Source organism: Teredinibacter waterburyi (genome assembly GCF_001922985.1).
GTDB lineage: Bacteria > Pseudomonadota > Gammaproteobacteria > Pseudomonadales > Cellvibrionaceae > Teredinibacter > Teredinibacter waterburyi.
This window is the reverse complement of sequence record NZ_MRUH01000019.1, coordinates 78,821-104,933: the sequence shown is the minus strand read 5'-3', so window position 1 is coordinate 104,933 and position 26,113 is coordinate 78,821. Positions and strand designations below refer to the sequence as shown.

The 26,113-nt window shown below is 48.7% G+C and carries 23 protein-coding genes; 10 read left to right on the top strand and 13 right to left on the bottom strand.

All coding sequences use genetic code 11. From position 1 onward, the window contains the following. Nucleotides 1-20 precede the first annotated feature (20 nt). Both uvrA and IDZ20_RS02030 read right to left on the bottom strand, forming a co-directional pair. Complete coding sequence (gene uvrA, locus IDZ20_RS02035) at nt 21-2,849, bottom strand: excinuclease ABC subunit UvrA (RefSeq protein WP_188149764.1); 2,829 nt, start codon at nt 2,847-2,849, stop codon at nt 21-23. A gap of 152 nt (nt 2,850-3,001) precedes the next feature. Then, on the bottom strand, nt 3,002-3,664 hold the full coding sequence (locus IDZ20_RS02030) for a LuxR C-terminal-related transcriptional regulator (RefSeq protein ID WP_188149763.1): 663 nt from the start codon (nt 3,662-3,664) through the stop codon (nt 3,002-3,004). Nucleotides 3,665-4,086: 422 nt separating this feature from the next. Between IDZ20_RS02030 and IDZ20_RS02025 the strand changes: the two genes are divergently transcribed. The 3 genes from IDZ20_RS02025 (at nt 4,087) to IDZ20_RS02015 (ending at nt 6,966) form a co-directional block, all read left to right on the top strand. Then, nucleotides 4,087-5,427, top strand: a complete 1,341-nt coding sequence (locus IDZ20_RS02025) for an MFS transporter (protein ID WP_188149762.1) — start codon at nt 4,087-4,089, stop codon at nt 5,425-5,427. Between the two features lie 91 nt (nt 5,428-5,518). Continuing rightward, nucleotides 5,519-6,043: a single-stranded DNA-binding protein gene (gene ssb / locus IDZ20_RS02020; RefSeq protein ID WP_188149761.1), complete on the top strand. Its 525-nt coding sequence runs from the start codon at nt 5,519-5,521 to the stop codon at nt 6,041-6,043. A gap of 35 nt (nt 6,044-6,078) precedes the next feature. Continuing rightward, the gene (locus IDZ20_RS02015; protein ID WP_188149760.1) at nt 6,079-6,966 is read left to right on the top strand and encodes a sugar nucleotide-binding protein; all 888 of its coding nucleotides are present in this window, start codon (nt 6,079-6,081) and stop codon (nt 6,964-6,966) included. Nucleotides 6,967-7,049: 83 nt separating this feature from the next. On the opposite strand, the gene fabB is transcribed toward IDZ20_RS02015, so the two are convergent. Then, the gene (gene fabB, locus IDZ20_RS02010; protein ID WP_188149759.1) at nt 7,050-8,267 is read right to left on the bottom strand and encodes a beta-ketoacyl-ACP synthase I; all 1,218 of its coding nucleotides are present in this window, start codon (nt 8,265-8,267) and stop codon (nt 7,050-7,052) included. A 96-nt stretch (nt 8,268-8,363) separates the two neighbouring features. Further along, the gene (fabA, locus tag IDZ20_RS02005; RefSeq protein ID WP_188149758.1) at nt 8,364-8,888 is read right to left on the bottom strand and encodes a 3-hydroxyacyl-[acyl-carrier-protein] dehydratase FabA; all 525 of its coding nucleotides are present in this window, start codon (nt 8,886-8,888) and stop codon (nt 8,364-8,366) included. A 546-nt stretch (nt 8,889-9,434) separates the two neighbouring features. On the opposite strand from fabA, the gene galU reads away from it, so the two are divergent. Beyond that, nucleotides 9,435-10,256 carry a UTP--glucose-1-phosphate uridylyltransferase GalU gene (galU, locus tag IDZ20_RS02000; RefSeq protein WP_188149757.1) on the top strand — a complete coding sequence of 274 codons (822 nt, stop codon included), beginning with the start codon at nt 9,435-9,437 and terminating at the stop codon, nt 10,254-10,256. A gap of 137 nt (nt 10,257-10,393) precedes the next feature. Further along, nucleotides 10,394-11,755, top strand: a complete 1,362-nt coding sequence (locus IDZ20_RS01995; protein ID WP_188149756.1) for a phosphohexomutase domain-containing protein — start codon at nt 10,394-10,396, stop codon at nt 11,753-11,755. A 135-nt stretch (nt 11,756-11,890) separates the two neighbouring features. On the opposite strand, the gene IDZ20_RS01990 is transcribed toward IDZ20_RS01995, so the two are convergent. From IDZ20_RS01990 to fbaA, 9 genes are all read right to left on the bottom strand, one after another. Then, entirely contained in the window at nt 11,891-12,355 is a 465-nt protein-coding gene (locus IDZ20_RS01990; RefSeq protein ID WP_188149755.1) for a DoxX family protein, read from the bottom strand. Next, nucleotides 12,352-13,173, bottom strand: coding sequence for an HvfC/BufC N-terminal domain-containing protein (locus IDZ20_RS01985; RefSeq protein WP_188149754.1), 822 nt, complete (start codon nt 13,171-13,173; stop codon nt 12,352-12,354). Before IDZ20_RS01985 ends, IDZ20_RS01990 begins: the two co-directional genes overlap by 4 nt. After that, the gene (gene bufB / locus IDZ20_RS01980; RefSeq protein WP_188149753.1) at nt 13,164-14,051 is read right to left on the bottom strand and encodes an MNIO family bufferin maturase; all 888 of its coding nucleotides are present in this window, start codon (nt 14,049-14,051) and stop codon (nt 13,164-13,166) included. The genes IDZ20_RS01985 and bufB overlap by 10 nt, the downstream gene beginning before the upstream one ends. A gap of 58 nt (nt 14,052-14,109) precedes the next feature. Continuing rightward, a complete protein-coding gene (locus IDZ20_RS01975; RefSeq protein ID WP_188149752.1) occupies nt 14,110-14,382 on the bottom strand; it encodes a BufA1 family periplasmic bufferin-type metallophore in 273 nt (90 codons plus the stop codon). Between the two features lie 242 nt (nt 14,383-14,624). Beyond that, nucleotides 14,625-16,268, bottom strand: coding sequence for a glucose-6-phosphate isomerase (gene pgi / locus IDZ20_RS01970; protein ID WP_188149751.1), 1,644 nt, complete (start codon nt 16,266-16,268; stop codon nt 14,625-14,627). Between the two features lie 51 nt (nt 16,269-16,319). Continuing rightward, the gene (locus IDZ20_RS01965; RefSeq protein ID WP_188149750.1) at nt 16,320-17,282 is read right to left on the bottom strand and encodes a polyprenyl synthetase family protein; all 963 of its coding nucleotides are present in this window, start codon (nt 17,280-17,282) and stop codon (nt 16,320-16,322) included. 204 nt (nt 17,283-17,486) lie between these two features. After that, nucleotides 17,487-18,503, bottom strand: coding sequence for a glycoside hydrolase family 43 protein (locus IDZ20_RS01960; RefSeq protein WP_188149749.1), 1,017 nt, complete (start codon nt 18,501-18,503; stop codon nt 17,487-17,489). A gap of 139 nt (nt 18,504-18,642) precedes the next feature. Next, entirely contained in the window at nt 18,643-20,109 is a 1,467-nt protein-coding gene (locus IDZ20_RS01955; RefSeq protein ID WP_188149748.1) for an MFS transporter, read from the bottom strand. 239 nt (nt 20,110-20,348) lie between these two features. Next, on the bottom strand, nt 20,349-21,428 hold the full coding sequence (fbaA, locus tag IDZ20_RS01950; protein WP_188149747.1) for a class II fructose-bisphosphate aldolase: 1,080 nt from the start codon (nt 21,426-21,428) through the stop codon (nt 20,349-20,351). Between the two features lie 385 nt (nt 21,429-21,813). Between fbaA and rplU the strand changes: the two genes are divergently transcribed. The 5 genes from rplU (at nt 21,814) to IDZ20_RS01925 (ending at nt 26,091) form a co-directional block, all read left to right on the top strand. Then, on the top strand, nt 21,814-22,125 hold the full coding sequence (gene rplU / locus IDZ20_RS01945) for a 50S ribosomal protein L21 (protein ID WP_188149746.1): 312 nt from the start codon (nt 21,814-21,816) through the stop codon (nt 22,123-22,125). 14 nt (nt 22,126-22,139) lie between these two features. Next, on the top strand, nt 22,140-22,397 hold the full coding sequence (gene rpmA / locus IDZ20_RS01940) for a 50S ribosomal protein L27 (protein ID WP_188149745.1): 258 nt from the start codon (nt 22,140-22,142) through the stop codon (nt 22,395-22,397). Between the two features lie 207 nt (nt 22,398-22,604). After that, a complete protein-coding gene (gene cgtA, locus IDZ20_RS01935; RefSeq protein ID WP_188149744.1) occupies nt 22,605-23,804 on the top strand; it encodes an Obg family GTPase CgtA in 1,200 nt (399 codons plus the stop codon). A 71-nt stretch (nt 23,805-23,875) separates the two neighbouring features. Beyond that, complete coding sequence (proB, locus tag IDZ20_RS01930) at nt 23,876-24,997, top strand: glutamate 5-kinase (RefSeq protein WP_188149743.1); 1,122 nt, start codon at nt 23,876-23,878, stop codon at nt 24,995-24,997. A gap of 41 nt (nt 24,998-25,038) precedes the next feature. Further along, complete coding sequence (locus tag IDZ20_RS01925; RefSeq protein WP_188149742.1) at nt 25,039-26,091, top strand: pyridoxal phosphate-dependent aminotransferase; 1,053 nt, start codon at nt 25,039-25,041, stop codon at nt 26,089-26,091. Nucleotides 26,092-26,113: the final 22 nt, after the last annotated feature.

Here is a 26,113-nt window from a genome sequence, read left to right as displayed (position 1 = left end):
AATCTTAGCTCTTGTAGTTTTTATTTTTTCGCTAGAAGTTGTTTTAAGAACGAGCCAGTATGCGACACTTTTTGTTTGGCGACCTGCTCCGGCGTACCTTCCGCGATGATTGTGCCACCACCACTTCCTCCCTCAGGCCCTAAATCAACAATCCAATCCGCAGTTTTAATAACGTCCAAGTTGTGCTCGATAACAACAACCGTGTTGCCGTGATCGCGAAGCCGGTGTAGAACGTTTAACAGTTGCTGTATATCGTGAAAGTGTAGGCCTGTAGTCGGTTCGTCCAAGATGTAGAGCGTCTTGCCGGTATCGCGTTTGGATAATTCTCGGCTAAGTTTTACTCTTTGCGCTTCTCCGCCGGAAAGCGTTGTGGCGGCTTGCCCCAAGCGAATGTAGGAAAGGCCTACATCCATAAGCGTTTGTAACTTTTTAGCGATGCTAGGGATAGCGTCGAAAAATACTCGCGCATCTTCTACGGTCATTTCTAAGCATTCATGAATATTTTTACCCTTAAATTTTATTTCGAGGGTTTCGCGGTTGTAGCGTTTGCCTTTGCAGATGTCGCAGGGAACATATACATCAGGTAAGAAATGCATTTCTACTTTTACAACGCCGTCGCCTTGACAGGCTTCACAGCGTCCACCTTTAACATTAAAACTAAAGCGGCCAACTTTATACCCGCGTGAACGTGCTTCTTGTGTGCCGGCAAAAATATCGCGAATTGGGGTGAAGATGCCGGTGTAGGTTGCTGGGTTGGAACGCGGTGTTCGGCCAATCGGACTTTGGTCGATGTCCACGCACTTATCAAACAGCTCCATACCTTTAACATCTTTATAGGGTGCCGCCGTAAGGGTGGTCGCGCCATTTAGCGCTGTCGCCGCCAAAGGGTAGAGCGTACCATTAATTAATGTTGATTTACCTGAGCCAGAAACACCGGTTACACAGGTCATTAATCCGAAGGGTATTGAGAGTGAAACATTCTTTAGGTTATTTCCTGTAGCGCCACTTAAAACTAATTGTTTTTCTGGGTCGGGAACGTTTCGGTGCTTGGGAACCGGAATAAATTTTCGTCCAGAAAGGTAATCGGCGGTGGACGAATTCTTAGCTTTAATGATTTGTTTATAGGTACCAGCGGCAACAACTTCGCCGCCATGAACACCCGCGCCAGGACCAATATCGACAATATAGTCTGCACTACGAATTGCATCTTCATCGTGCTCGACAACAATCACTGTGTTGCCAAGATTGCGCAAATGCGTGAGCGTTCGCAATAGGCGTTCATTGTCTCGTTGGTGTAGGCCGATCGATGGTTCGTCGAGAATATACATGACGCCTACTAAGCCGGCGCCGATCTGACTGGCGAGTCGTATGCGCTGTGCTTCACCACCTGAAAGTGTGTCGGCGCTGCGGTTGAGTGAAAGATAGTTGAGGCCGACATCTACTAAGAAGCGAAAGCGGTCACGTAATTCTTTCAAAATCTTATCGGCAATTTCAGCTTTCGAACCAGCGAAGGTAAGTTGCTGGAAATAGTCAAATGCGTCGCTTACGGGTAATTCTGTGATGTCAGGTAAGTTTCGGTTGTCGATAAATACGTGGCGAGCGTCTTTTTTAAGGCGTGCTCCGCCGCAGTCAGGGCACTTTTGTGTCAATAAAAATTTGGCGAGTTCTTCGCGTACAGAGTTTGAATCTGTATCGTGATAGCGGCGCTCCATGTTGGGTACAACGCCTTCAAATACATGTTTGCGTGAATAGGTGTCACCGCGGTCATTCACATAACTGAAATCGATTTGCGTTGTGCCCGAACCAAATAAGATCACATCGCGGTATTTTTTTGCCAGCTTATTCCAAGGCTTATCTAGGTCGAAGCCGTAGTGTGTTGCGAGCGATTTAAGCATGTGGAAGTAATATAGGCTGCGTTTATCCCAGCCTCGAATTGCGCCCTCCGAGAGCGACGAGTCTGGGTACTGAACTATTTTGCTTTCTGAAAAAAACTGCTTAACACCTAAACCATCACAGCCGCCACAAGCGCCGGCTGGGCTATTAAACGAAAATAGTCGAGGCTCTAGCTCTGCTAAGGAGTAGTCGCAGACAGGGCAAGCGTGGCGCGCCGAGAATACTTGGTCCGCGTGGACGCCGTCCATATCGGCAACAATAACAATGCCATCGGCTAGCTGAATGGCGGTTTCAAATGATTCTGCAAGGCGTAATTTAATGTCGTCGCGTACTTTGAAGCGATCTACAACAGCTTCAATCGTGTGCTTTTTCTTTTTGTCGAGGTCGGGAATATCGTCTAGGTCAACGACGCGCCCATCGATACGCACGCGTATAAAGCCATCGCGGCGAAGACTGTCGAAGACATGTAGGTGCTCACCTTTGCGGCCGCGAATAATTGGCGCCAGCAGCATGACCTTGCTGCCTTCCGGTAACTTTAAAATCTGGTCTACCATTTGTGAGACAGTTTGTGCTGATAGTGGTTCGTCATGCTCTGGGCAGCGAGGCTCTCCTACTCTAGCGAACAGTAGTCGCAAGTAGTCGTAAATTTCGGTAATTGTGCCGACTGTTGAACGCGGGTTGTGCGAGGTTGATTTTTGTTCGATGGATATAGCGGGGCTTAAGCCTTCGATGTGATCGACATCCGGCTTTTCCATCATCGATAGAAATTGACGCGCGTAAGTCGATAGGGACTCAACGTAACGACGTTGCCCTTCCGCGTATAGGGTATCGAATGCTAGAGATGACTTGCCCGAGCCGGATAACCCCGTGATAACAATTAGCTTGTCCCGGGGTAGGTCGAGATCGATATTTTTAAGGTTGTGAGTTCTAGCCCCACGTACAACAATATTTTCCACAGTAAAGACCTGATAAACGTCAGCGGGTCGGAAGTAACGGCCTTGATTGGCCGAGCAGCGAGCGCTGTAGTATACGTTTATTTTATGGAAATGGGGCTATGTGGGGAGGGAAGTTTGCCGTAGCGGTAACTACGGCAAAGATAGTAGGGGGATTAGCCTTCTAGGTTGTCCATATCCCGCACCCAGTTGCTGGCTTCGAGACGGTTGCGAACCCCGATTTTTTTGTAAACGTTGTATAGGTGGCTTTTGACCGTGTGTTCGCTAACTGATAATGAGGTCGATATATCGGCGTTTGTGGCACCGTCTTTAATCAGTTTTAAAATCTGACGCTCGCGCTTGGTGAGCTTTACATTTGGACGCTTGAGATTTGAAGGCGCTTTGCGATTTTTATCCAAGAATGTATGAAGTAGGCGACGTGGAACCCAGAAATCGCCTTCAAGCAAACGGCGCAATCCGCGAATAAGTTGTTCCTGCTCAGAGTCGATATAGAACAGTCCGGATACGCATGGCCAGTCAAGCAACATTTCTTGTTCGCTTTCATATTCTGCGTTTAATAGTGCTGCCGTAACATCGGGGAATTTTTCGTGTATATCACGTACATAGACACTTAATGTTTCTAGGTCTTCGTTATTGCAATCGATTAGCAATACATCGACATCCTCGGGAACACCGGCAAGATTTTTACATACAGTACAAGTGAGCTGTAGCTCTTCACCTATAAGCTTAGCTAACAGGCCTGTCTGCAGGCTGGAGTTGGCGGAAAAAAGCGCGATATGCTTGTTGGGTGACGTAGCGTCAGTTTCGGTATTGGACACGTGTTTACCTGAAGTTTTGCAAGCAGCAGTTGGACCGAAGCCTTTATCTGCGATGCGATGCGAATAAGTAATTACCTTCCCCAAGTATCGACAACAATTTGATTCAAGCCCGGCGATTGCAGAAGATTCTATCTCCGCATGCCTAACTCGAGAAACAACGAAGCAGGGATCATTAGATATTGTATCTTATATTCGCAGGATTAGTACCCAAAAGGATGATTAATTGCACTTGACTATTTAAAAAAATTCATCCTTAAGTTGGTGGTAAGGCGCGTGTACGTATGAATTATGGTTGATTTAGGCGCCAAAAGTGCCCCTCCGAAGATAGTCGTTATGGCAAAGTATGAGTTTCTTGGTGTGGTAGTGTCGCGCGCCGTAGATGCCTGTTAGAATCGCCCTCTTTTTAATTGGGAGACTGCGCTTTGGCGTCAGAAACAAAGACTGTGGGGTCATTGGCGTTACTCTACGCCTTTCGAATGCTCGGGCTCTTTATGGTGCTGCCGGTACTGATGCTGTACGGCTCTAATTATACTGGGGCGACACCTTTTCTGTTGGGAGTGGCGCTCGGGGTTTACGGCCTCACTCAAGCTTTATTTCAGATTCCCATGGGGCTGTTGTCAGACCTGCTTGGGCGCAAGCCCGTTATTATTGGCGGCCTCATTGTTTTCGCACTTGGTAGTGTAATCGCTGCGCTATCGACATCTATTGAAGGGTTGGTTTTTGGTCGTGCCTTGCAAGGTTGTGGTGCTATTGCCAGCGCCATTATGGCGATGGTAGCCGACCTTACGTCAGAACAAAATCGTACTAAGGCTATGGCGGCAATCGGGGCTTCGATAGGCTTGTCATTTTCGGTGGCGATGATTGTCGGTCCAGCGGTAGCCGCGGTAGCGGGTTTGTCCGGGGTGTTTTCGCTTTCGGCATTTCTCGCTTTGCTAGGTATTGCCGTATTACTTCTAGTTGTGCCAACCCCGCCGCGTGCTGCGGCCGCTTCGCACCGAGAGTCCGGCGCTATCCCTGCGTTAATCATTAGTACAGCTAAGAACCTTGATTTGCTGCGCTTAAATTGGGGGATTTTCTCCCTGCATGCGGTGTTGATGGCTAGCTTTGTGGCTGTACCTCAACTCCTAGAGCAGTCGTTTACTATTGCTCGGGATGATCATTGGTTGGTGTATCTTGGCATGCTGGTGGTTGCGTTCATTCTGATGCTCCCGTTTATTATCGTGGCGGAGCGCAAGCGCAAGTTAAAGCCTGTTTTTGTTGGTGCTATTGCGGTTTTAGCGTTGAGCCTTATTTTGTTGGCTCAAGCCGTTAATTCGGTGGTTTACGGCTTGGCCTTGTTGCTGGTGTTTTTCACCGCATTTAATTTACTTGAGGCGTCGCTGCCGTCGTTGGTTAGCAAGCTTGCACCTGCTGGCGGCAAAGGCACTGCCATGGGCCTGTATTCTACTAGCCAGTTTTTGGGGGCCTTTTGTGGTGGCGCCTGTGGCGGTTGGCTGTTACAGAATTATTCCCTTACGGTTGTTTTCTCTGCGGCTGGCGCGTTTGTTTTGTTGTGGCTGCTAGTGGCGACGAGTATGCCTCGCCCGCGCCACTTGAGTAGCCTTTGCCTTCCTGCTGGTGATTCATTTCCGGGTACGAATGTGCTGCTTAGGGTTGTGGGGGTTGAGGAGGCATTGCTCGCGGAGGATGATGGGTTAATCTATTTGAAAGTGGATAAATCAGTCCTCGATGAGCTTGAATTGAAAAAATTAGTCGGTGGCTAACAGGTTCGCTGATAACAGAGCTATGAGCCCGCCGTAAAACTGTTTAGAATCGGGCACAAACGACAATAGATAAGTATTTGAGGAGATTGATGTGGCCAGCAGAGGCGTGAATAAAGTAATCCTAGTCGGGAACGTAGGGCAAGATCCAGAAACCAAATATATGCCGTCTGGCGGAGCGGTCACGAATATAAGTATCGCCACGTCTGAAAGTTGGAAGGATAAGAATACCGGACAGCCACAAGAGCGCACTGAATGGCATCGTGTAGTATTTTTTAATCGCTTGGGCGAGATTGCAGGAGAGTACCTGCGTAAAGGCTCTAAGGTTTACGTTGAGGGATCTTTGCGAACACGTAAATGGCAAAATCAGCAGGGAGTTGATCAGTACACCACTGAAATTGTCGCGAATGAAATGCAGATGCTGGATTCTCGCCAGGGTGACGGTCAAGGCCAGGGCTATAACCCGCAGTCTGGTGGTAGCAACTTTGGTGGCGGTGCTCCAAGCCCGCAACAGGGAAACCCACAGCAGGCAGCCGCACGGCCTCAGCAGTCTTCTCCCGCGCCCGCACAATCAGCACCGCCAGCAATGGATGACTTTGACGATGACATCCCGTTCTAGTTATCGACAAGGGTGATGTGCAATAGGGGGTTCTTTTGAGTTTCAGAATTTTGGTGTGTGGCGCAGAAGCTGATCTTGCTCAGGCTTTCATTCGTGCCATGGAGGATTACCCCTATTCTTTGATTATCCCCGCGAGCGATGTGTTTGATTGGCGAGATGCCGCTGCTGTTAGTAGTTTATTTAACGAAAAGTCTCCTAGTGCTGTGGTGCAGTTCCCCGAGCGGTCGCGCCACTGCAGTGAGCGGGACGTTGAGCGAGCAAAGGTTTTGGCTCTTCAATGTCAAACTAAAAGTATCCCGCTGCTCTTGTGTTCATCGTTTGTGCTTTTTGGTGAGGGGTATCAGCAAGGTTCAGCGTTAGAATCTACGCCGCCAGAGCTGGATCACGACAACGCTAAACGCTTTTATCGTTGTGAGCAGGCGGCACTTAAGCTCGATCATAGTATCGTGTTGCGACTGCCATGGGTGTTGGATGAAGCGGGTGATTGCTTGTTGAATCATATTGCCTCTCCGTTACTGAGCGGACAGTTAGCAGCCGCTTCGGATCACCACAAGTTAGGCTTGGTGTCGACGGATTTTGCGATTCGCAGTTTAACGGCAATGTTACAGCAGATTTTTTGTGGGGCGGAAAATTGGGGTGTGTTTCACTTGCACAGCGCGGACACCTGCACTGAGGCCGAGTTTGTCGATGCTACTGTGCGCAATATAAATGCTGAGACCTCGTTGGAGTTACCAATGCCAGAGATAATCGCTGGTCGAGATGAGGGTCGTTTGTTGCGGGGCAATGCTCATATCATTGGTGCTCGCTGTACTGATAATTTTGGCATACAGCTGCCGACATGGCGGGTTGGTTTTAAGACAATAGTTCGCCGCTGGCTTCATGGGCGAGGCATGCTACCGGATCTACGCAGGGTTGCTCGTTAAGTTGACGTGTACGTAAGACACAAAAAAAGCGCCTTAGGCGCTTTTTTTGTGTCTAGCCAAAGTAAAATTTTTGGTTGCTAGCCTTAACCTTCATAACGCTGAAAAGCGAGTGTTGCGTTGGTGCCGCCAAAGCCAAATGAGTTGGATAGTGCCACGTTTATATTGGCGTCTTGAGCATTGCGGAGAATCGGCAGCCCTTCAGCCTCTGGATCGAGGGTGGTGATGTTGGATGAGCCTGCCACGAAGCCATGTTTCATCATCAGCAAGGTGTAGATGGCTTCCTGAACACCAGTAGCGCCAAGTGAGTGGCCAGTAAGCGATTTGGTTGAGCTAATGTTTGGAACTTTGCTAGCACCAAATACTTCTCGTATCGCTTTAAGTTCTGCCAGATCGCCAACTGGCGTGCTGGTGCCGTGTGAGTTGATGTAGTCGATTTCACCTTTAATATCGGCCATCGCCATACGCATGCAGCGTGCAGCGCCTTCGCCCGAAGGGGCAACCATGTCGTAACCATCTGAGGTGGCGCCATAGCCAACAAGCTCACCGTAAATCTTAGCGCCGCGAGCGAGGGCGTGGTCGAGCGACTCAATTACCAGACAGCCACCGCCGCCAGCAATGACAAAGCCATCACGACTAGCATCGTAAGGGCGTGATGCCGACTCTGGGGTGTCGTTATATTTTGTTGAAAGCGCACCCATAGCATCGAACAGGCCGGTTAAGGTCCAGTGCTCCTCTTCGCCGCCGCCAGCGAACACGACATCCTGCTTACCGAGCTGAATCAGCTCCATGGCATTGCCGACGCAGTGTGCGCTGGTCGCACATGCGGACGATATAGAGTAGTTGACGCCTTTGATTTTAAAGGGGGTTGCTAGGCAAGCGGAGGTGGTACTGCCCATGGTTTGGGTAACACGATATGGGCCCGCACGCTTAACGCCGCGATCACGAATAATGTCGGCGGACTCTACAACGCTGCGAGTTGACGCGCCACCGGAGCCAACGATAATGCCGGTGCGCTCGTTTGAAACTTCTGTTGCGCTGAGGCCTGAATCTTTAATGGCCTGCTCCATGGCGACATAGGTGAAGCCCGCTGCATCACCCATAAAACGCAATACCTTGCGGTCGATGTGCTCACTTAAATCAATATTTACCGAGCCGGATACGGTACTGCGGAAACCGTGCTCTTGGTAGGATTCGTTAGTTGTGACGCCAGACTTACCCGCTTTCAGCGAGTTCAGAACAGTCTCTACGTCATTGCCGATGCACGATACAACGCCCATGCCAGTAACTACAACGCGTTTCATAGCTTTCCTCTTTATTGTTAACACCGCTCAGCGCGCCGTGTGGGGGGCAATTATGCCACAGCTGAACGGTTGTCTGCCTCTGTGATGGCGGGCGAGTTAAAAAGTTTCGGTATTAGTGAACAAGCCGACGCGTAGATCTTTGGCGAAGTAAATTTCTTTGCCATCCACTGCAACCCGGCCGTCGGCAATCCCCATTACCAACTTGCGCTCTATCACTCGCTTTAGTTGAATGTGGTAAGTCACTTTCTTTGCGGTAGGCAAAATTTGGCCGGTAAATTTAACTTCACCAGAGCCTAAAGCGCGGCCACGACCTTGATTACCCTTCCAAGCTAAGAAAAAGCCGACCAGTTGCCACATAGCATCTAGGCCCAAGCAGCCGGGCATTACAGGGTCGCCGGGGAAGTGGCAGCCAAAAAACCATAAATCAGGGTTGATATCTAACTCAGCAATAATCTCACCTTTTCCATATTCACCACCGGTTTGGCTTATGTGAGCAATGCGATCTAGCATCAGCATGTTTGGCACTGGAAGTTGCGCGTTGCCTGGGCCGAACAGTTCGCCCTGTCCGCAAGAGATGAGTTCTTCTCGAGTATAGGAAGCTTGGGGTGTAAATTCTTGCATTAGTATCGTGTCCGATTTGTTGTTTTTAGACGGTTTTAGCCCTGGAGGCAGTGATTCGCGAAAGGCGCCATTCTACTCTCTCGATCTAGCTTGTCCAGTAGCCAAGTCCCGCAAATACCCAGACGTTTGCCTGTGGTCTTGGGCTAATTGCGGGAGATGCGCCCGTACACTGGTGGTAATTATGGTATATTTCCTGCCTTTATTGACCTCGAATTAACGTTATGGTGCTATTTGGGTGCAGTGGAGTGGCCAGAAATGTGCGGCCCAGCTAAATAGCCCTCTAAAGTGCGTTAAAATAGCGCGCTTTTTGTTTTTGATATGCTCAATCTTACGAACTTTTTTAGCTTAAGTCGGGCTAAGTGCAGAAAAATAGCTTGGCTGACACTGCTCGCGAAGGGTATGTCGACGTGGTGTCGGCATTAACCTTTATTTGCGTGGGCTGGCCGTTTGAATAAATAGCTTACAGCTGACATCTTCCTGTCAAGGCGAACCGATAGGCTACACCATTAAATTCTCACAGTTTTAACCATTACAAGGTACTTTTTTATGATTACGAAATGTTTGTTCCCGGTTGCTGGTTATGGAACCCGTTTTTTGCCCGCGACAAAATCTATGCCCAAGGAAATGTTGCCCGTCGTAAACAAGCCATTGGTGCAATACGGTGTCGAAGAAGCTCTGGAAGCGGGGCTGAAAGATATAGGCTTTGTTACTGGTCGAGGTAAGCGCGCAATTGCCGATCATTTCGACGTGAGCTATGAGTTGGAACATCAAATCGCCGGTTCGGATAAAGAGAAGTATTTAGAGTCTATTCGCGAGGTTATGTCTAAGGGGTCGTTTTCATTTACTCGTCAACGCGATATGCGTGGTTTAGGTGATGCGATTTTAAATGGTTACCGTCTTATTGGTGACGAAGCCTTTGGTGTGGTGCTGTCGGACGATCTCTGTGTCGCCGAAGAAGGTGTTCTTTCGCAAATGGTAAAACTGTACAAGCAATTTCGCTGCAGTATTGTTGCCGTGCAAGAAGTGCCAGAAGATCAAATTAGCAAGTTTGGTGTAATTGGTGGAGAGCAAATTAAAGATGGCATTTATCAAGTTAATGAAATGGTAGAAAAGCCTAATCCAGAAGATGCGCCGAGTAACCTGGCTATTATTGGTCGCTACATTTTGACGCCGGATATTTTCGAGATCCTTCGTGACACTCCACCTGGAAAAAATAACGAAGTTCAGCTTACCGATGCATTGATGACGCAAGCGCAAAATGGTTGTGTGTTGGCGTATAAGTTTAAAGGCCGTCGTTTTGACTGTGGTAGTGTTGAAGGTTTTGTAACCGCAACTAATTACGTTTACGAAAACTTGTACAACCCATAGGGCTTCTGCCGTCGTACGGCTTGGCCTAGGTTGCTAGGAATAAGTTGTAGGGCTAAGCAGTTAGACGCTCGGCTTCGTTTGGCGGTGCTAAGCGCAAATACTACATTTCAATAGAACTAGTCACAGAGATAGATGTAATGAAAAAAGAGATAACGTGTTTCAAAGCCTACGATATTCGCGGTCGTGTTCCCGATGAGTTGAACAATGATGTCGCCTACCGAGTTGGTCGCGCCTTTGTAGAGTTTTTAGACGCTAAAAAAGTCGTTGTCGGCCATGACATTCGCCTGACGAGTGCTGAGCTTACGGATGCATTGATTGAGGGTATAACGGATGCGGGTGCAGACGTGATACATATCGGTCAAGTGGGTACCGAAGAAGTGTATTTTGGTACCTTCCACTTGGGAGTTGACGGTGGAATCTGTGTGACGGCTAGTCATAATCCGATGGATTACAACGGTATGAAGTTGGTCGCTGAAGGCTCTAGGCCTATTTCTAGCGATTCGGGCTTGAATGAAATTCGCGCGGCGGCAGAAGCGGGTGAATTCCGCGAGCCAGTTCGCAAAGGCGAAGTTGTTAAACAAGATGTTCGCCCAGAATATATTCAGCATTTAATGACTTACGTTGATACGTCAGCATTAAAGCCATTAAAAATTGTGGTGAACGCGGGTAACGGTGGTGCCGGTGCAGTGATCGATGCAATCGAATCTTTACTACCGTTTGAAATTATTAAAATCCAACACGAGCCAGACGGCAACTTTCCGAACGGTATCCCCAATCCAATACTTGTAGAAAATCGTCAGCCAACTATTGATGCGGTCATTGCCAACAAGGCCGATTTTGGTATTGCGTGGGACGGTGACTTCGACCGTTGCTTTCTGTTTGACGAAACCGGAGCCTTTATCGAAGGTTATTATGTTGTAGGTTTATTGGCAGCGGCGTTCTTAACTAAAAACCCCGGAGCTAAAGTCGTACATGATCCGCGCTTAACGTGGAACACCATCGATATTGCTAAAGCCGGTGGTGGTGAAGCGATAGAAAGTAAAACGGGGCACGCATTTATCAAAGAGCGTATGCGCTTAGAAGATGCTGTTTACGGCGGGGAGATGAGTGCGCACCATTATTTCCGCGACTTCGCCTACTGTGACAACGGAAATATTCCTTGGTTGTTGGTGACGGAGCTGATGAGTCGTAGCGGTAAGAAATTATCCGAGTTAGTTAACGACCGCGTAGCTAAATTTCCTTGTAGTGGTGAGCGTAATAACACGGTTAACGATCCGGTTAAGATTATTACTGCAATTGAGGCTCATTACACCGATAGCTGTAGCAAAATTGAAAAGGTTGACGGTTTGTCGATGATCTTTGATGAGTGGCGCTTTAATATTCGTATGTCGAGCACAGAACCTGTGTTGCGTTTAAATATTGAGTCGCGTGGTGACCGCGCTTTAATGGAAGCAAAAACAGAGGAATTGTTGGGGCTGGTTAAGACGTTTGACGCCTAATTATCCTTACGTAAGTTTTTCGCTTAAAAGAATCGCGCACTGACTAATCGAGATCAACTATACCTAATTAGTTACAGATTACTTCAGTGCGTGATTTTATTTCCGTTCCTATCTTGTTATACCTGCCCGGTAATATTATCCGCGCCGCATAATCCCATCTAAAGATACCTTTCCAGCTCCATGTTTAAGTAAGTACAACAGCGTGCTTGCCCAAAGCAAGTGCAGCGCCCATGAATTTGGGTAGACAAAAACTTGAATGACTACAGTCATTATTAGCAGGATAAATGTGCTAATACGTGTAAACAGCCCAGCAAGTACCAATAACGATAGAAAGAATTCACCAATAGTGGCGGCGTAAGCGGCAATTTCCGCCGGTAATAAAGGCAAGTTGTATTCGTGTTCAAATAAGAGCACGACGCCTGCCGATAAATCCCAGAACGCCCATTTCTGCCCCAAAAAATATCCACTCGCAATTTTTGTTTGTGCTGCAGGCCAAAAAATCATAAAGACAGAGATGCGAACAAGAATTGCGAATAACCATTCTGGAATTATATTGGCGAGGCTGCGAGAAAAGTTGTCGAGTAAACGAATGAATTTCATGGTGTCGGAGTAACCTTGGTTAAGGCGCCGCTTTGAACAAGAAATGCGACGGCACTGGCGGGATTAAATGTTGGTGTCTCGCTTGCTGCTGTTAGGGCTTCGCCGAGGCTGGCTTGTTGCTGCAGCGCGGATAGTGCGGCGTGCATGCCGGGTTCGAGCAGATAGGTGTGAACCTCCAGTTGTGGGCGCACAACTAATATTGATTGCCTCGTATCTCTTTCGTTCGATTTACTGAATGAACCATTACTTATTACAGCGGTGCCGTCGGTTAACGAATGGCCGCCAGTTAAATCTTGCCAAATATTAAATACTGAGAATTCTGATTCGAGCAATGCGCAGCTGGGTTGCAGGCTGAAGTGACTGTCTGCGAGTTTGCTGGGAGCAATTGAGCTTAGCTCTGCTGCGGTTAGCGACGCGCTATCGGCGGCATAATAGGCTTGATGTTGCAGCCATTCTAAGCGAGCCAAATCTATTAAATAGACGGGGAGCTGCGCAGCGCTAGAGCTGTTTAATTTTTTGTTTAGGAAATCGGCAAAGCCGGATCCAAAGGCTACCATTACTGCGGTTTTGGGGGGGTGCTCGTGAATATAGTTATGAGCAAGCGAGAGAAATTTATCATCGCCAAGCGCTTTATAGATGCATGGGTATATCTCTTTGAGGCAGTCTCTAAGAGAGGCGAACACATTATTACGGTAGATTTTTAGCCTTGCATCGAGCTCGTCGCGGTCATAGTGCTGGAACGCGCTTTCGAGCTCGTAACTAAGGCTTTGATTAAATAAGACGTCACTAAATAGCGCCTGAAGTTGTCTTAAACGCATGTTGGCAACACCGGCACCGAGTAGATCTTCATGCGCGCCTCAGCTTTAGTCGCCTCAATCAATAGCGTCTCAAGCGGCGGGATGTTTGTGTCCCATTCGATCAGCGTTGGTAGTTTACATTGGCAGTGACTGAGAAGGTGCTCGTAGAGGGCCCACACTTCCATTGCCACCGGCGCACCGTGATCGTCTATACGTATCTGCGCCGATTTTGTTAGGGGGTATAAGCTGTGTCCGGCGAGGTGAACTTCGCCTATTTCTGAATGAGGAAAGTTGTCGAGGTAATGATAGGGGTCGAATCCATTGTTATAGGCGGAAACAAAAACATTGTTAACGTCGAGTAAAAGCCCGCAGCCGGTTTGTTTGCAAATTTCTTTTAGGAATTCTGTTTCGCTGTAATCGCTGTTGGCGAAGTCTATATAAGTCGACGGATTTTCGACTAGAATTTTGCGATCTAAAAAAGATTGCACTTGATTCAAGTGGTGACAAATCAGTTTTAGGCTTTCGTCTGTGTAAGGCAAAGGAAGTAAGTCGTTTAGGAATATATCTTGACCGTGGCTCCAGGATAAGTGCTCGGATACTTGCAGCGGCTGGTAGCGGTCGACTAACTTTTTTAGGGAAATTAAGTGTTCAATACTGACGCCATTGGCGCTGCCAAGCGACATGCCTACGCCGTGCATAGATAGCGGATAGTGCTCTTTGATAGCGGTTAGATAGTGATGCGAGGGGCCACCGTCTACCATAAAGTTCTCGGGATGAATCTCAAGCCAAGCAATATCTGGGCGGTCGGTTAGTATCGATTGGTAATGGGGTGCTCGTAAGCCAATGCCACAGGTATTTGGCAGAGCGAACTCGGTGCTGGATGTGAATGTGGGCTTCATAAGGTGGGAGCTGCGCAGCCCAATATTCGGTTGAATCTAGAGCTGCGCATGCAGAATGCTACTTCTTAGGCGTTAAGCTGCCACCCACGATAGCTTCACATTTACCCTTGGGTACGTAGATCCAAGCATCGGGTACGCCGTCGGTTGGAGCAGAACCTGCACAGCTAGTGCCTAGGCTTTTAATCGCACAATCATTTTTGCCGGCCTTGACCATGCCGAAGCATTTCTCAAATTTACTTTCACCCGCATCGGCTTCGTGCGCACTTGCAGCCATGGCTAAACCGGTGGCGATTGCGGTTGTTAATGCGATTGTTTGTGACATTTTCTTCATGGTGAGGCTCCTGGAATTATGTAACCCTAAGCTAGGGTGATGAGTATTATTGGCTACTTTACATCAGCGCTCTGCGTCATTTATAGCGGCTATTTCGCGGTAATTTTGCTTTGCGATTACTAGCAGATCATCTGACCTAGCCATAATCGCAAAGTTCAAACCGCAAATCTTCACAAAACTATAACGTTTTTTATCGACCGTGATGCAGGGCATTTTATGCGTCAGGTCTCAAAAATGCGTTGTTAAATAGACTTATTCGCTTCATTAAATTTTTTCACCAGTGTTTGGGTAGATGAATCCCAGTTACCGGGTATGTCTGTGGTACTAATTGCAGTCGCTACATGCGTCCCTAGTAGCTTGCCGAGTTCAACGCCCCATTGATCATAGGAGTTGATATTCCAAAGTGTGCCGAGGGTAAACACCTTGTGTTCGTAGGCCGCGATAAGCGACCCAAGTGTTTCGGGTGTCAACTTGTCCATCAATATCATATTGCTGGGGCGGTTGCCTGGGTGAACCTTGTGCGCGGCGATGGCGTCAATCTCATTGTCGCTAACGCCGAGACTGCGCATTTCATTTTCTGTGGTGGCGAGGTCGCGACCGGTCATCAGTGCCTGACTTTGCGCCACGCAGTTAGCAAAGAGTAGCTTGTGCTGGTGGTCAATAGGGTGATGTGCTTTCAACGTGGCGATAAAGTCGATAGGCACCATGGTCGTGCCCTGATGCAACAGCTGGTGGAAGGAGTGCTGGCCGTTGGTTCCTTCTGTGCCCCATACAATCGAGCCGGTTTGGTAGTTCACGCGAACACCACTTTTGGTCACGCTTTTGCCGTTACTTTCCATTTCTAGTTGCTGCAAGTAGGCCGGCAGCAACTGTAGGTGGTAGGCATAAGGCAGAATCGCTTGGGTGTCAGTACCGCGCAAGCCGCTGTACCAGAACATCAATAGCCCCAATAAAGCCGGAATATTGCGTTCTAGTGGCGCTTCGGAAAAGTGTTTGTCCATGGCGGCAGCGCCGTGACGCAACTTGTTAAAGTTGTCCATACCTATGGCGAACGCAATCGGCATTCCTATTGCAGACCAAAGCGAATAGCGGCCACCAACCCAATCCCAGAGCGGGTAAACATTATCCGCGTCTATGCCAAACTCAACGGCCTTGTCGACTTTGGACGAAATAGCGACAAAGTGGTGTGCCAGCTGGTCTTCTGGGCAGCCTTTTTCCAGCATCCAGCGGCGTGCACTAAGAGAATTTTCAAGCGTTTCTTGAGTAGAAAATGACTTCGAAGCGATCAGAAAAAGTGTACTTGCGGGGTTGAGGCCGTTGGTTAAATCGTAAATTTCAGCGGCATCGACGTTGGCCACGAAGTGAACTTTGACATCACCGGTATGATAAGGCGTTAAGGCTTTAGTAACCATGCGGGGACCGAGGTCGGAACCGCCGATACCAATGTTTACTACGTCGGTAATCTTTTCGCCGCTATAGCCGCGCCAATCGCCGCTGTATACGCGCTCGATCAAATTCGACATCTTGTCTAAAGTGGCTTGAACATCACGCTGCTCGTCGGTGCTGGGAGCACCTTCAAAACGTAGTGCGGTGTGCAGGGCTGGTCGATCTTCGGTGTTGTTGACGTGATCGCCGCGGAATAAACGTTTAATCCCACCTTTCAGGTCGGCTTGTTTCGCCACCGACATTAGGAGGTCTATGGTGGTGTCGTCGATGTGGTTCTTGGAATAGTCGAGCTCTAAGCCTGCCGCCGCAACGGAATAACGCGCTGCCCGGTTGTTGTCGTCGGCAAATGCTTGCTTTAGGGTTTTTGTGTCCCAGCTTGCAGCATGTTCGGTGAGTTCTTGCCAGTTGCTATATAGGTCAGATAGGTTTTGTACATCCATTGGCGTGTTCTCGTACAGTGTTGAGTTGGATGGCGTGCATATACCAGAAAGCTAGCTGGAGCGCGCCACAGAGAATGCAGTTAACTCGGCCATAGCCGAGCTGAAAGGGGAGGCCTCTAGTTCGCCTAAAAGGGCTAGGGCTTGGTTGGCGTGTGCGCTAGCACAGGCTTTGGTGTAGTCGAGACCGCCGCGCTTTTGAACAATCGTTAATATGCTGTCGAGCTGGTCTAAACCGCCTTCTCGAATGGCAGCTTGAATTAACGCTTTTTCCGAGGCGTTGCCGTTTTCCATTGCATGTATCAACGGAAGTGTAGGCTTACCTTCGGCCAAGTCGTCGCCTACATTTTTACCTAGCTTATCGGCGTCACCTTCGTAGTCTAGTGCGTCGTCGATCAGTTGGAATGCCAGCCCCAGATGGTAACCAAATTGTCGCATCGCTAGGCGTTGCGTCGGCGTCGCTCCTGCCAATACAGCGCCAGTCTCACAAGCGGCTTCGAACAGTGCGGCTGTTTTCTTGTGGATGACCGTCATGTAGTTGGCTTCGGTAACATCGGGGTTTTTGGCATTGATCAACTGCTGTACTTCCCCTTCGGAAATCACATTAGTGGTGTCGGACAGTATCGCCATAATGTCCATTTCGCCAATCGCGACCATCATTTGAAACGCGCGGGAATAAAGGAAGTCGCCAACCAATACACTTGGGGCGTTGCCAAATTTGGCATTTGCCGTAGGTCGGCCACGACGCAGACTGGAAACGTCTACCACGTCGTCGTGGAGTAGTGTTGCCGTATGAATAAACTCAATAATGGCAGCTAAGCTTAGATGTTGTTTGCCTTGATAGCCAAGCGCGTTAGCAACGAGCAGTACCAGCAAGGGGCGCAATCGCTTACCGCCAGCGTCGACAATATAGTGACCAATATTTTCGACAAGATCTACGTCGGAGTGAAGTTGATCGATAATCAGCTGATTTACGGCCGCGAAATCATGCTCGACAACCTTATGAAAAGAGTTCATTTAATATTGTTCTTATAGTAGGGCCACAAAAATAGAGGCTGGGATGCTAGGGCGCACAAGGGGTGGTGTCAAGTCGCCGCGCTGGGTTTGCGGTGTGTTCGTGTTGTGCCGCGTGGCCCAGTTCTATTTTGCAGGGTTTTGGTGCGTTAGGGTGCAGCCTAGTGGGCTGAGTCGGAGCCCACTAACTGCGTTATTGCACCGTTTCTAGTCAATATAGGGCGCCAGTGTGACGATTTTACCGTTGCTGTCGTAGCTGATCTCGGCCATTTTTATTGAGCGTAGGTGGGTTACACCCTCAGATAAAATCGAGTCGTGATAGAACAGGTACCACTTGTCTTCATAGGCGCAAATAGAATGGTGGGTCGTCCACCCGACAACTGGTGTCAAAATCTGGCCTTGATAGGTGAAGGGGCCGTAAGGGCTGTCGCCAGTGGCATAGCAGATTAGGTGAGTATTGCCGGTAGAGTAGGAAAAGTAATATTTCCCCTTGTACTTGTGCATCCATGAGGCTTCAAAAAAGCGTCGATCGTGATCGCCTGCTAGCAATGGTGCGCCGTTCTCGTCGACGATGCTTATTTCCCGAGGTTCTTCGGCAAACTCAAGCATGTCATCACTCATTTTCGCCACAATAGGGCCCAGTGCTGGTTCGTCATCGGCTGGTTCTGTGCCATTGGCATCGTATTGGTTGTTGCGGTAGTTCTGTAACTGGCCGCCCCAAATTCCACCAAAGTACATATAGTATTCGCCGTCATCATCGGCGAATACAGCGGGGTCGATGGTGTAACTGCCTTGAATAGCTTCTGGCTGGGCAGTAAATGGCCCAGTAGGAGAATCGCTAACCGCTACGCCAATTTGAAAAATATCATCCGCGCGCTTTGCGGGGAAGTACAGGTAGTATTTGCCGTCTTTCGTTGCCGCGTCTGGGGCCCACATTTGACGTTCCGCCCAAGCGACATCTTTAACGTGTAGTGCAACGCCGTTGTCCACCGCTTCGCTATCGGGGCTGTCCATGGAGATTACGTGGTAATCCTCCATGCCGAAGTGATCGCCGTTGTGGTTAAAGGGAATTCCTGCATCGATATCGTGGGACGGGTAGATATAAATCTTGCCGTCGAAGACATGCGCCGAAGGGTCGGCCGTGTAAATATGCTCAACCAGAGGTTGTGAGATAGCTTGGGATTTCAGGGTTTTGTAATCGACGTTTTCGGTGTTATCAGACATGTTCACTTCCGTACAGTTGAAAAGCTTTAATCATTGCTAGAGGAGCAATTCTAACGAATGACTAGGTGAGAATAGGGTACGTTCAAATGTGACTTGATAATGCATAGGGTGCGAACACCCTATGCATGGTGGCAGGTATTTAGTTACTGCGTCGTTCGATCAAGTCTTGCTCAATTCGCAATTCCATACGCTTGTTGATCTCGTACACAAGCATAGCGGCAACCGCAATTAAGAACGGTGTAGAAGCGTATAGACTCACCGCTAATTTAATACCGTTTACAGTTTCGGCGGCTTGCATTGGCGCTTCGGCAACATAGTTGAGATGCGCCAAAATGGCCGCTACTAGTGCGCCACCGATACTAAGGCCAGCTTTTAGGCCAAAAATCATAGCCGAAAAGATGATAGCTGTAGCGCGGCGATTGTTTTTCCATTCTGAGTAGTCGGCGACATCGGCAATCATTGCCCATAACAGTGGGATGGTAATACCGTAAAAGAACCCATGTAAAATTTGCGAAACAAATACGATGCCAATCGCGTCTGGAGCGTACACGTAAAATGCCAGCATAAAGAGTGTTGATGCCAGTAGCGCAACGGCAAATACATCGCGCTTGCCAAGCTTGTCTGCCAGCGATTTAGAGAAGCCAATCCCGACAATCATAAAGATGATACCACCTGCATTGAATAAGCTTAACGCTGACGTGGGAGCATCTTTGGGCCACTTAAACTCGGTCAAGCCAACGCTAGTTAGGCCGCTGTTGAGGTTGGCCATAAAGCCGTTAAAACCAACATCGGTCAGGAACGCCGCTAGATGGGGCTCGCTCAGGTAGTACTTGAAATAGTAAACATACATGCCACCCTTAAGCGCGAGGGTTACAAAGACCAGAACGGTTACCACTAACATTACAATCCAGGGCTTGTTCTTAAATAGGTCGCCTAGATCTTCAAGTATGCTAGAGCGCTGTTCAGGCTTTGGGATGACGCGCTCTTTGGTGGTAATAAAGGTGATGATGAAAAAGATCACACCAATAATTGAAAAGAAGGTCATCGTGTTTTTGAAGCCGACAGCCTTGTCGCCGTCGCCCAAGATAAGAACCAGCGGCAAAAGCAGCACTTGGATAATAAATTGAGCAACCATTACCGCCACAAAACGGTAGGAAGACAAACTGTTGCGCTCTTGCATGCTGCCCGTGAGTACACCGCTCAATGCCGAGTAGGGCAGGTTGTTGGCGGAGTAAATTACTACGAGTAGTACATAGGTCGTTACGGCATATATCACCTTGCCGTTTTCGCCCAAATCTGGGGTACTAAACGCAGCCAGTGAGATTAGGCCAAAGGGTACCGAGGTCCATAGGATCCAGGGGCGAAACTTACCCCAGCGTGTATTGGTGCGGTCGGCAATCATCCCCATTACAGGGTTGAAAAAGGCGCCGGCCATACCGCCGAGAAAGATGATGGTTGCTGCGGTTGCCGCAGGAATACGGTAAACGTCTGTATAAAAGAACGCAATAAAGGTTACTAGAGTTTGAAAGATCAAGTTAGCGGCAAGGTCGCCCAAGCTGTAGCCGATTTTCTCGGTAACGGACAGTTTCTGGTTAACGTTAGTCATTGTCATTATTCGTTATGGTTGCAGGGGTAAGTTACAGCAGTGCTAAGCGAGCACTCGCCACCAAACCAGCAGAATCAGCTGGATAACACTATTTTCGAGCGACAATATACTACAGATATTCCCGCAGGGTCTCACTTTAGCGCGTCGATTTTGACGACACAAGAGTGCTTTTGGTGAGATATAAAAAACCCCAGCGAATGGCTGGGGTTTAGTTGGAAAAATGTAATCGGTAACTTTGCTTAGAGTCGGTCGATTGCGTTTAGGTCGCTGAAGGCCTGCTCGAGGCGGGCAATCATTGCTTCCTGCCCTTTGCGCAACCAAACGCGTGGGTCGTAGTACTTCTTGTTAGGCTTGTCGTCACCATCTGGGTTGCCGATCTGGCCTTGTAAGTAACCTTCGTTGGCTTTGTAGTAGTTCATTACGCCTTCCCAAGATGCCCACTGGGTGTCGGTATCAATGTTCATTTTGATTACGCCGTAACCGATCGATTCTTGAATCTCTTCTTTAGAAGAGCCCGAACCGCCGTGGAAGACGAAGTTCAAGGATTTAGCTGGAAGGCCAAACTTCTCGGATACATAGGTCTGAGAGTTATCGAGAATTTTCGGTGTCAACTGAACATTGCCTGGCTTGTATACGCCGTGTACGTTACCGAATGCGGCTGCGATGGTGAAGCGTGGGCTAACGGCAATCAATGTTTTGTATGCGTAGGCCACATCTTCTGGTTGGGTGTAGAGTTCTGAGCTGTCCATGCCTGTGTTGTCTACGCCATCTTCTTCGCCGCCGGTGCAGCCAAGTTCGATTTCGAGGGTCATACCCATCTTGCTCATGCGTTCAAGATACTTGGCGCAGGTTTCGATGTTTTCTTCGAGGCTTTCTTCAGAAAGGTCAATCATGTGGCTACTGAAAAGCGGTTTGCCGGTTTCAGCAAAGTGCTTTTCGCCAGCGTCGAGCAGGCCGTCGATCCAAGGTAGAAGTTTCTTGGCGGCGTGGTCGGTGTGCAAAATTACCGGAACACCGTAGGCTTCGGCAACGGCGTGAACATGCTTCGCGCCGGCGATACCGCCCAGGATCTGGGCTTGCTGCCCTTCAGCTTTCAAGCCTTTCCCTGCGTAAAAGGCTGCGCCGCCGTTGGAAAATTGGATAACAACCGGTGATTTTACTTTTGCCGCTGCTTCTAATACCGCATTTACAGAATCGGTTCCCACGCAGTTTACGGCTGGCAGAGCAAAGGCATTGGCTTTGGCTATTTCAAAGATCTTTTGAACGTCGTCGCCGGTTGCTACGCCCGGTTTTACTGCATCGAGAATCTTGGTCGACATAATCTGGGTTCCTGTGTGTGTTGCGGTATGAGTTGAAAATTTAAGGGGGCTGGTGTGTTTGCGAGTCAGTGGCCCTCAATAGGCGGCCATTATAGGGGGAATGGCGGATGTTTTGTACTCTTGCGGCCTTAAATATCCTTAAAAGCAGTGAAATTGGCTTGCAACTGTTTGCTTTGCGAGCAGTGCTGAAGTAAAATTCGCGCCCCCGAAGGGGTGGTTGCGTTTGGTGGGCTAGTATAGTGCTAGTGAAGCGGTTGCAATTCTACTTGTTTAGGGTGTTTCGAAAACGATGCAAGCTCTGCGGTTGGTGCCAATGGTGGTGTTAACTTAAAAGTCGGAAGGTCGGCTGCTTCGTATCGTCCAACTTTGTAATTGGAGCGCACGTATGTACGCAGTAATTGCTGCCGGTGGAAAACAGCACCGCGTGGAAGAAGGCGAAGTTCTTCGTCTAGAGAAAATTGAAGTGGCAACCGGCGAAAGCGTCGATTTCGATCAGGTTTTGCTAGTTGCTAATGGTGATGACATTAAGATCGGTGCTCCCGTAGTTGCCGGTGCTAAAGTGACCGCTGAAGTTGTTAGTCACGGTCGTGCAGACAAGGTGACTATCATCAAGTTCAAGCGTCGTAAGCATCACATGAAGCGTCAAGGTCACCGTCAGTGGTATACCGAAGTTAAAATCACTGGCATCAAAGGTTAATTTAGGAGTAGATCATGGCTCACAAAAAAGCAGGCGGTAGTACACGCAACGGTCGCGATTCCGAAAGTAAACGTTTGGGCGTTAAAATTTTCGGTGGTCAAGAAGTTGTAGCAGGTAACATCATTGTTCGTCAGCGTGGTACACGTTTTCATGCTGGAACTAATGTTGGTATCGGTAAGGATCACACTTTGTTCGCTAAGTCTGATGGCGCGGTGAAGTTTGAAGTGAAAGGTCCTCTAAACCGTAAGTACGTTAGCATCGTAGCGGCTTAATTTCGGTTTTAAGTTCTTCGAAAAGCCCCGCTACTTGGTAGCGGGGCTTTTTTGCATTGTGGGGATGAGTTTATGCTTAGCTCCCAGCGTTACAGGTATTAGAGCCTGGGCGAGAAAATTAGTGGCTATCCTCAATTCCGAGATGGCCAAAAGTGGAACGTGGTCGAGCCTTTTGTCGCGCCGGTATTCACACCAAAGGTATTGAAAATGAAATTTGTAGATGAAGCTCCTATTACGGTTCAGGCGGGAAAGGGCGGAAATGGTTGCCTGAGTTTTCGGCGTGAAAAATTTATCGCCAAGGGTGGCCCAGACGGCGGCGACGGTGGTGATGGTGGCAGCGTATATCTGATTGCAGATGAAAATCTCAATACTTTGATCGACTTCCGCTATCAGCGTAGTCATAACGCGCAGAGTGGTGAGGGTGGTCGCGGCCGCAACTGTACTGGCCGTAAAGGTGAGGATCTTTATCTTAAGGTGCCTGTCGGCACGCTAATTCTCGATGACGATAGCGGTGAGCAGCTCGGTGATCTTACTAGTCACGGCCAGTCACTACTGGTTGCGCAGGGTGGGTTTCACGGTTTGGGTAATACCCGTTTTAAATCCAGTGTAAACCGCGCGCCACGACAAACCAGTCCTGGCAGTGATGGTGAGTTAAAGAATATACGCTTGGAGATGAAGGTTCTTGCTGATGTCGGTTTGTTGGGTTTGCCGAATGCGGGTAAATCTACTTTTATTACCGCTGTTTCGGCGGCGCAACCAAAAGTTGCCGACTATCCCTTCACTACGCTTATTCCTAGCCTTGGTGTTGTAAAGGTGCAGCAGCATCGCAGTTTTGTGGTTGCGGATATACCCGGGTTGATCGAGGGCGCGTCTGACGGTGCTGGCCTTGGTATTCGCTTCCTAAAACACTTAACACGCTGCCGTGTGCTTTTGCATTTGGTGGATATTTGCCCTGTTGATGGTAGCGATCCGGCAGATAACGCACTTGCGATTGTGCGTGAGCTTGGGCTATTTAGCCCTGCATTGGCTCAGCGGGATCGTTGGTTGGTGTTAAATAAAACCGATTTGTTAACTGAAGAAGAGTTGGAAGAACGTAAACAGCATGTTATTGAGGCGCTAAATTGGACGGGGCCAATCTACACAATTTCAGCGATTGCTCGGCAGGGTACAGAACGCTTATGTGAAAACATTTTGACCCATCTTGAACCCATTTGGGAGGCCGAGCGTGAAGACCCTGAAGTGAAAGCACGCGAGCTGGAGGTTCAGCATCAGATGCAGCGCGAAGCTCGTGAAAGAATTGAAGAGCTGCGACTGCAGCATAAGGCAAAGCGGCTGCAAGGCGATGATGAGCAGGATGACGATGATGACGACGACTTCGATGTCGAAGTAGAATACGTTCGAGAGTAAGGCTGTTGTCGTTAATTCGAAATCGCCGTAAAAATAGACTGGCTAAAAATTTAGAGTAGAAGATATCGCGCATGAGCAGAAGACACCTAATAAAAGACGGTCGTCGTTGGGTAATTAAAATTGGCAGTGCTCTGTTAACGGATAATGGGCGCGCGCTCGATCATAAAGCTATGGCTGTTTGGGTGGGGCAGATTGCTGCGCTTACCAAACGGGGCTACGAGGTTGTGTTGGTTTCTTCTGGTGCGGTTGCCGCAGGTATGTCTCGACTGGGTTGGGCGCAGCGGCCAAAAGCTGTGCACGAACAGCAGGCCGCAGCGGCGGTTGGTCAGAGCAGTTTAATTCAGGCCTACGAAGAATTATTTCAGCATTATCAAATTAAAACAGCCCAGGTGCTGCTGGATCATGATGATCTTTCTAGTCGAGAGCGTTATTTGAATGCGCGCTCGACTTTACGCACGCTTGTTAATTTGGGGGTGGTGCCCATTATTAACGAGAACGATACGGTTGTAACCGACGAGATTCGTTTCGGCGATAACGATACGCTTGGCGCATTAGTGGCTAATTTAATAGAAGCTGATGTGTTATGTATTCTCACTGACCAAAATGCCATGTACGACTGTGATCCACGGCAAAATGCCTTGGCAGAAATTATTTTTGAAAAGCCTGCGCTCGCTCCAGAGCTGGATGCTATGGCGACTGGCGGTGGCTCCTTAGGGCGTGGCGGTATGATCAGTAAAGTGCGCGCCGCTCGATTGGCTGCGCGCTCTGGTGCTAGTACTGTGATTGTTGGAGGCAAAATAGCGGACGTAATTCCGCGAGTTGCATCGGGCGAAATTTTGGGTAGCTTGCTCTATGCAGATCAAGAGCCTATTGCTGCTCGCAAGCGATGGCTTGCTGGTCAAATGCAGTCGCGCGGTGTCGTTGTGCTTGATGATGGTGCTGTAAAAGTTGTCCTTGGTAATGGCAAAAGTTTACTGCCGGTTGGTGTGGTAAAGATTGATGGCTATTTTACGCGCGGCGATATGGTTGAGTGTCGCGATCTGCAGGGGCGTGAAATAGCGCGCGGTTTGGTGAACTACAACAGTGACGAGGCCCGTAAAATTATGGGGCAGCCCACTAAAAGAATTGAATCGCTATTGGGTTATAAAGATTTTGATGAGCTAATTCATCGCGATAATTTGGTTTTATCCTGAGCCGTCGGCTAATTCTATCCTGTTATTGTTGAGACTTTTATATGTCGGTTTTTAAATCACACATTGATGCTATGAGTGCGTACAAGCCACCGTTGGATGGGCGTGACCCGCATAAGCATTTACTGTTGGATTTTAACGAGCGCACCCAGCCTGTTGCGGATGTTGTGCGGCAGGCATTGATCGACTACATCAATTCTGGTCGCTTGCAGATGTATCCGGCCTATGGCGATATTACCGATAAGATTGCGGGTTACGCCGGTGTTGCGGCTGATCAAGTTATGATTACTAACGGTTCTGATCAGGGTATAGACTTGGTGATCCGCGCGGCCTGTCGCGAAGGTGATGAGGCGATTATTCCCGGGCCGAGTTTCGCGATGTATAAGCAGGTTGCGCTGGTGGAAAATCTCACCATTATCGAGCCGCAGTATAGCCGTGAAAAGGGTTTCCCTTTAGCGGAAACATTGGCCGCTATTAATGATAAAACGCGTTTAATTACTGTATCTAACCCGAATAACCCAAGCGGCACTCTGGTGTCCCGTGACGATATTGTGACCATCGCCAAAGCGGCGCCAGAAGCTGTGATTTTGGTAGATGAGTGTTATTTCGAGTACGCCTCAGTCACCGTGGCCGATTTGGTTGGGCTCTATCCGAACTTGGTAGTCACACGAACCTTTTCGAAAACTTGGGGGATTCCATCGTTGCGACTGGGCTATATTATCGCCGCAGCGGAAAATGTGCGCGCCTTGTTAAATGTTCGCGGGCCCTATGATATTAACCAGCTTGCAATTGTGGCGATACGAGCTGCATTGGACAATCTCGATACAGTTGAAAGCTATGTTGATGAGGTTATGCAGGTTTCAAAGCCGATGTTGGAAGCATTTTTGGATGCAAAAGGCATTGATTACTGGCCCAGCGGCGGTAATTATTTGTGGAGCTTTCCGGCTAATCCATTGGAAATTAATGCCGGTTTGCTAGACGCTGGAATTTTGGTGCGGCCTAAGGCGGATAGCGGTGGGCGTATGGGGTTGCGTATTACGCTTGGTGATAAGCTGCAGACTGAACGTTTGCTGGGGGTTTTAGACGGTTTGATTTAATCGTTTACTGATCGTTTCGGCT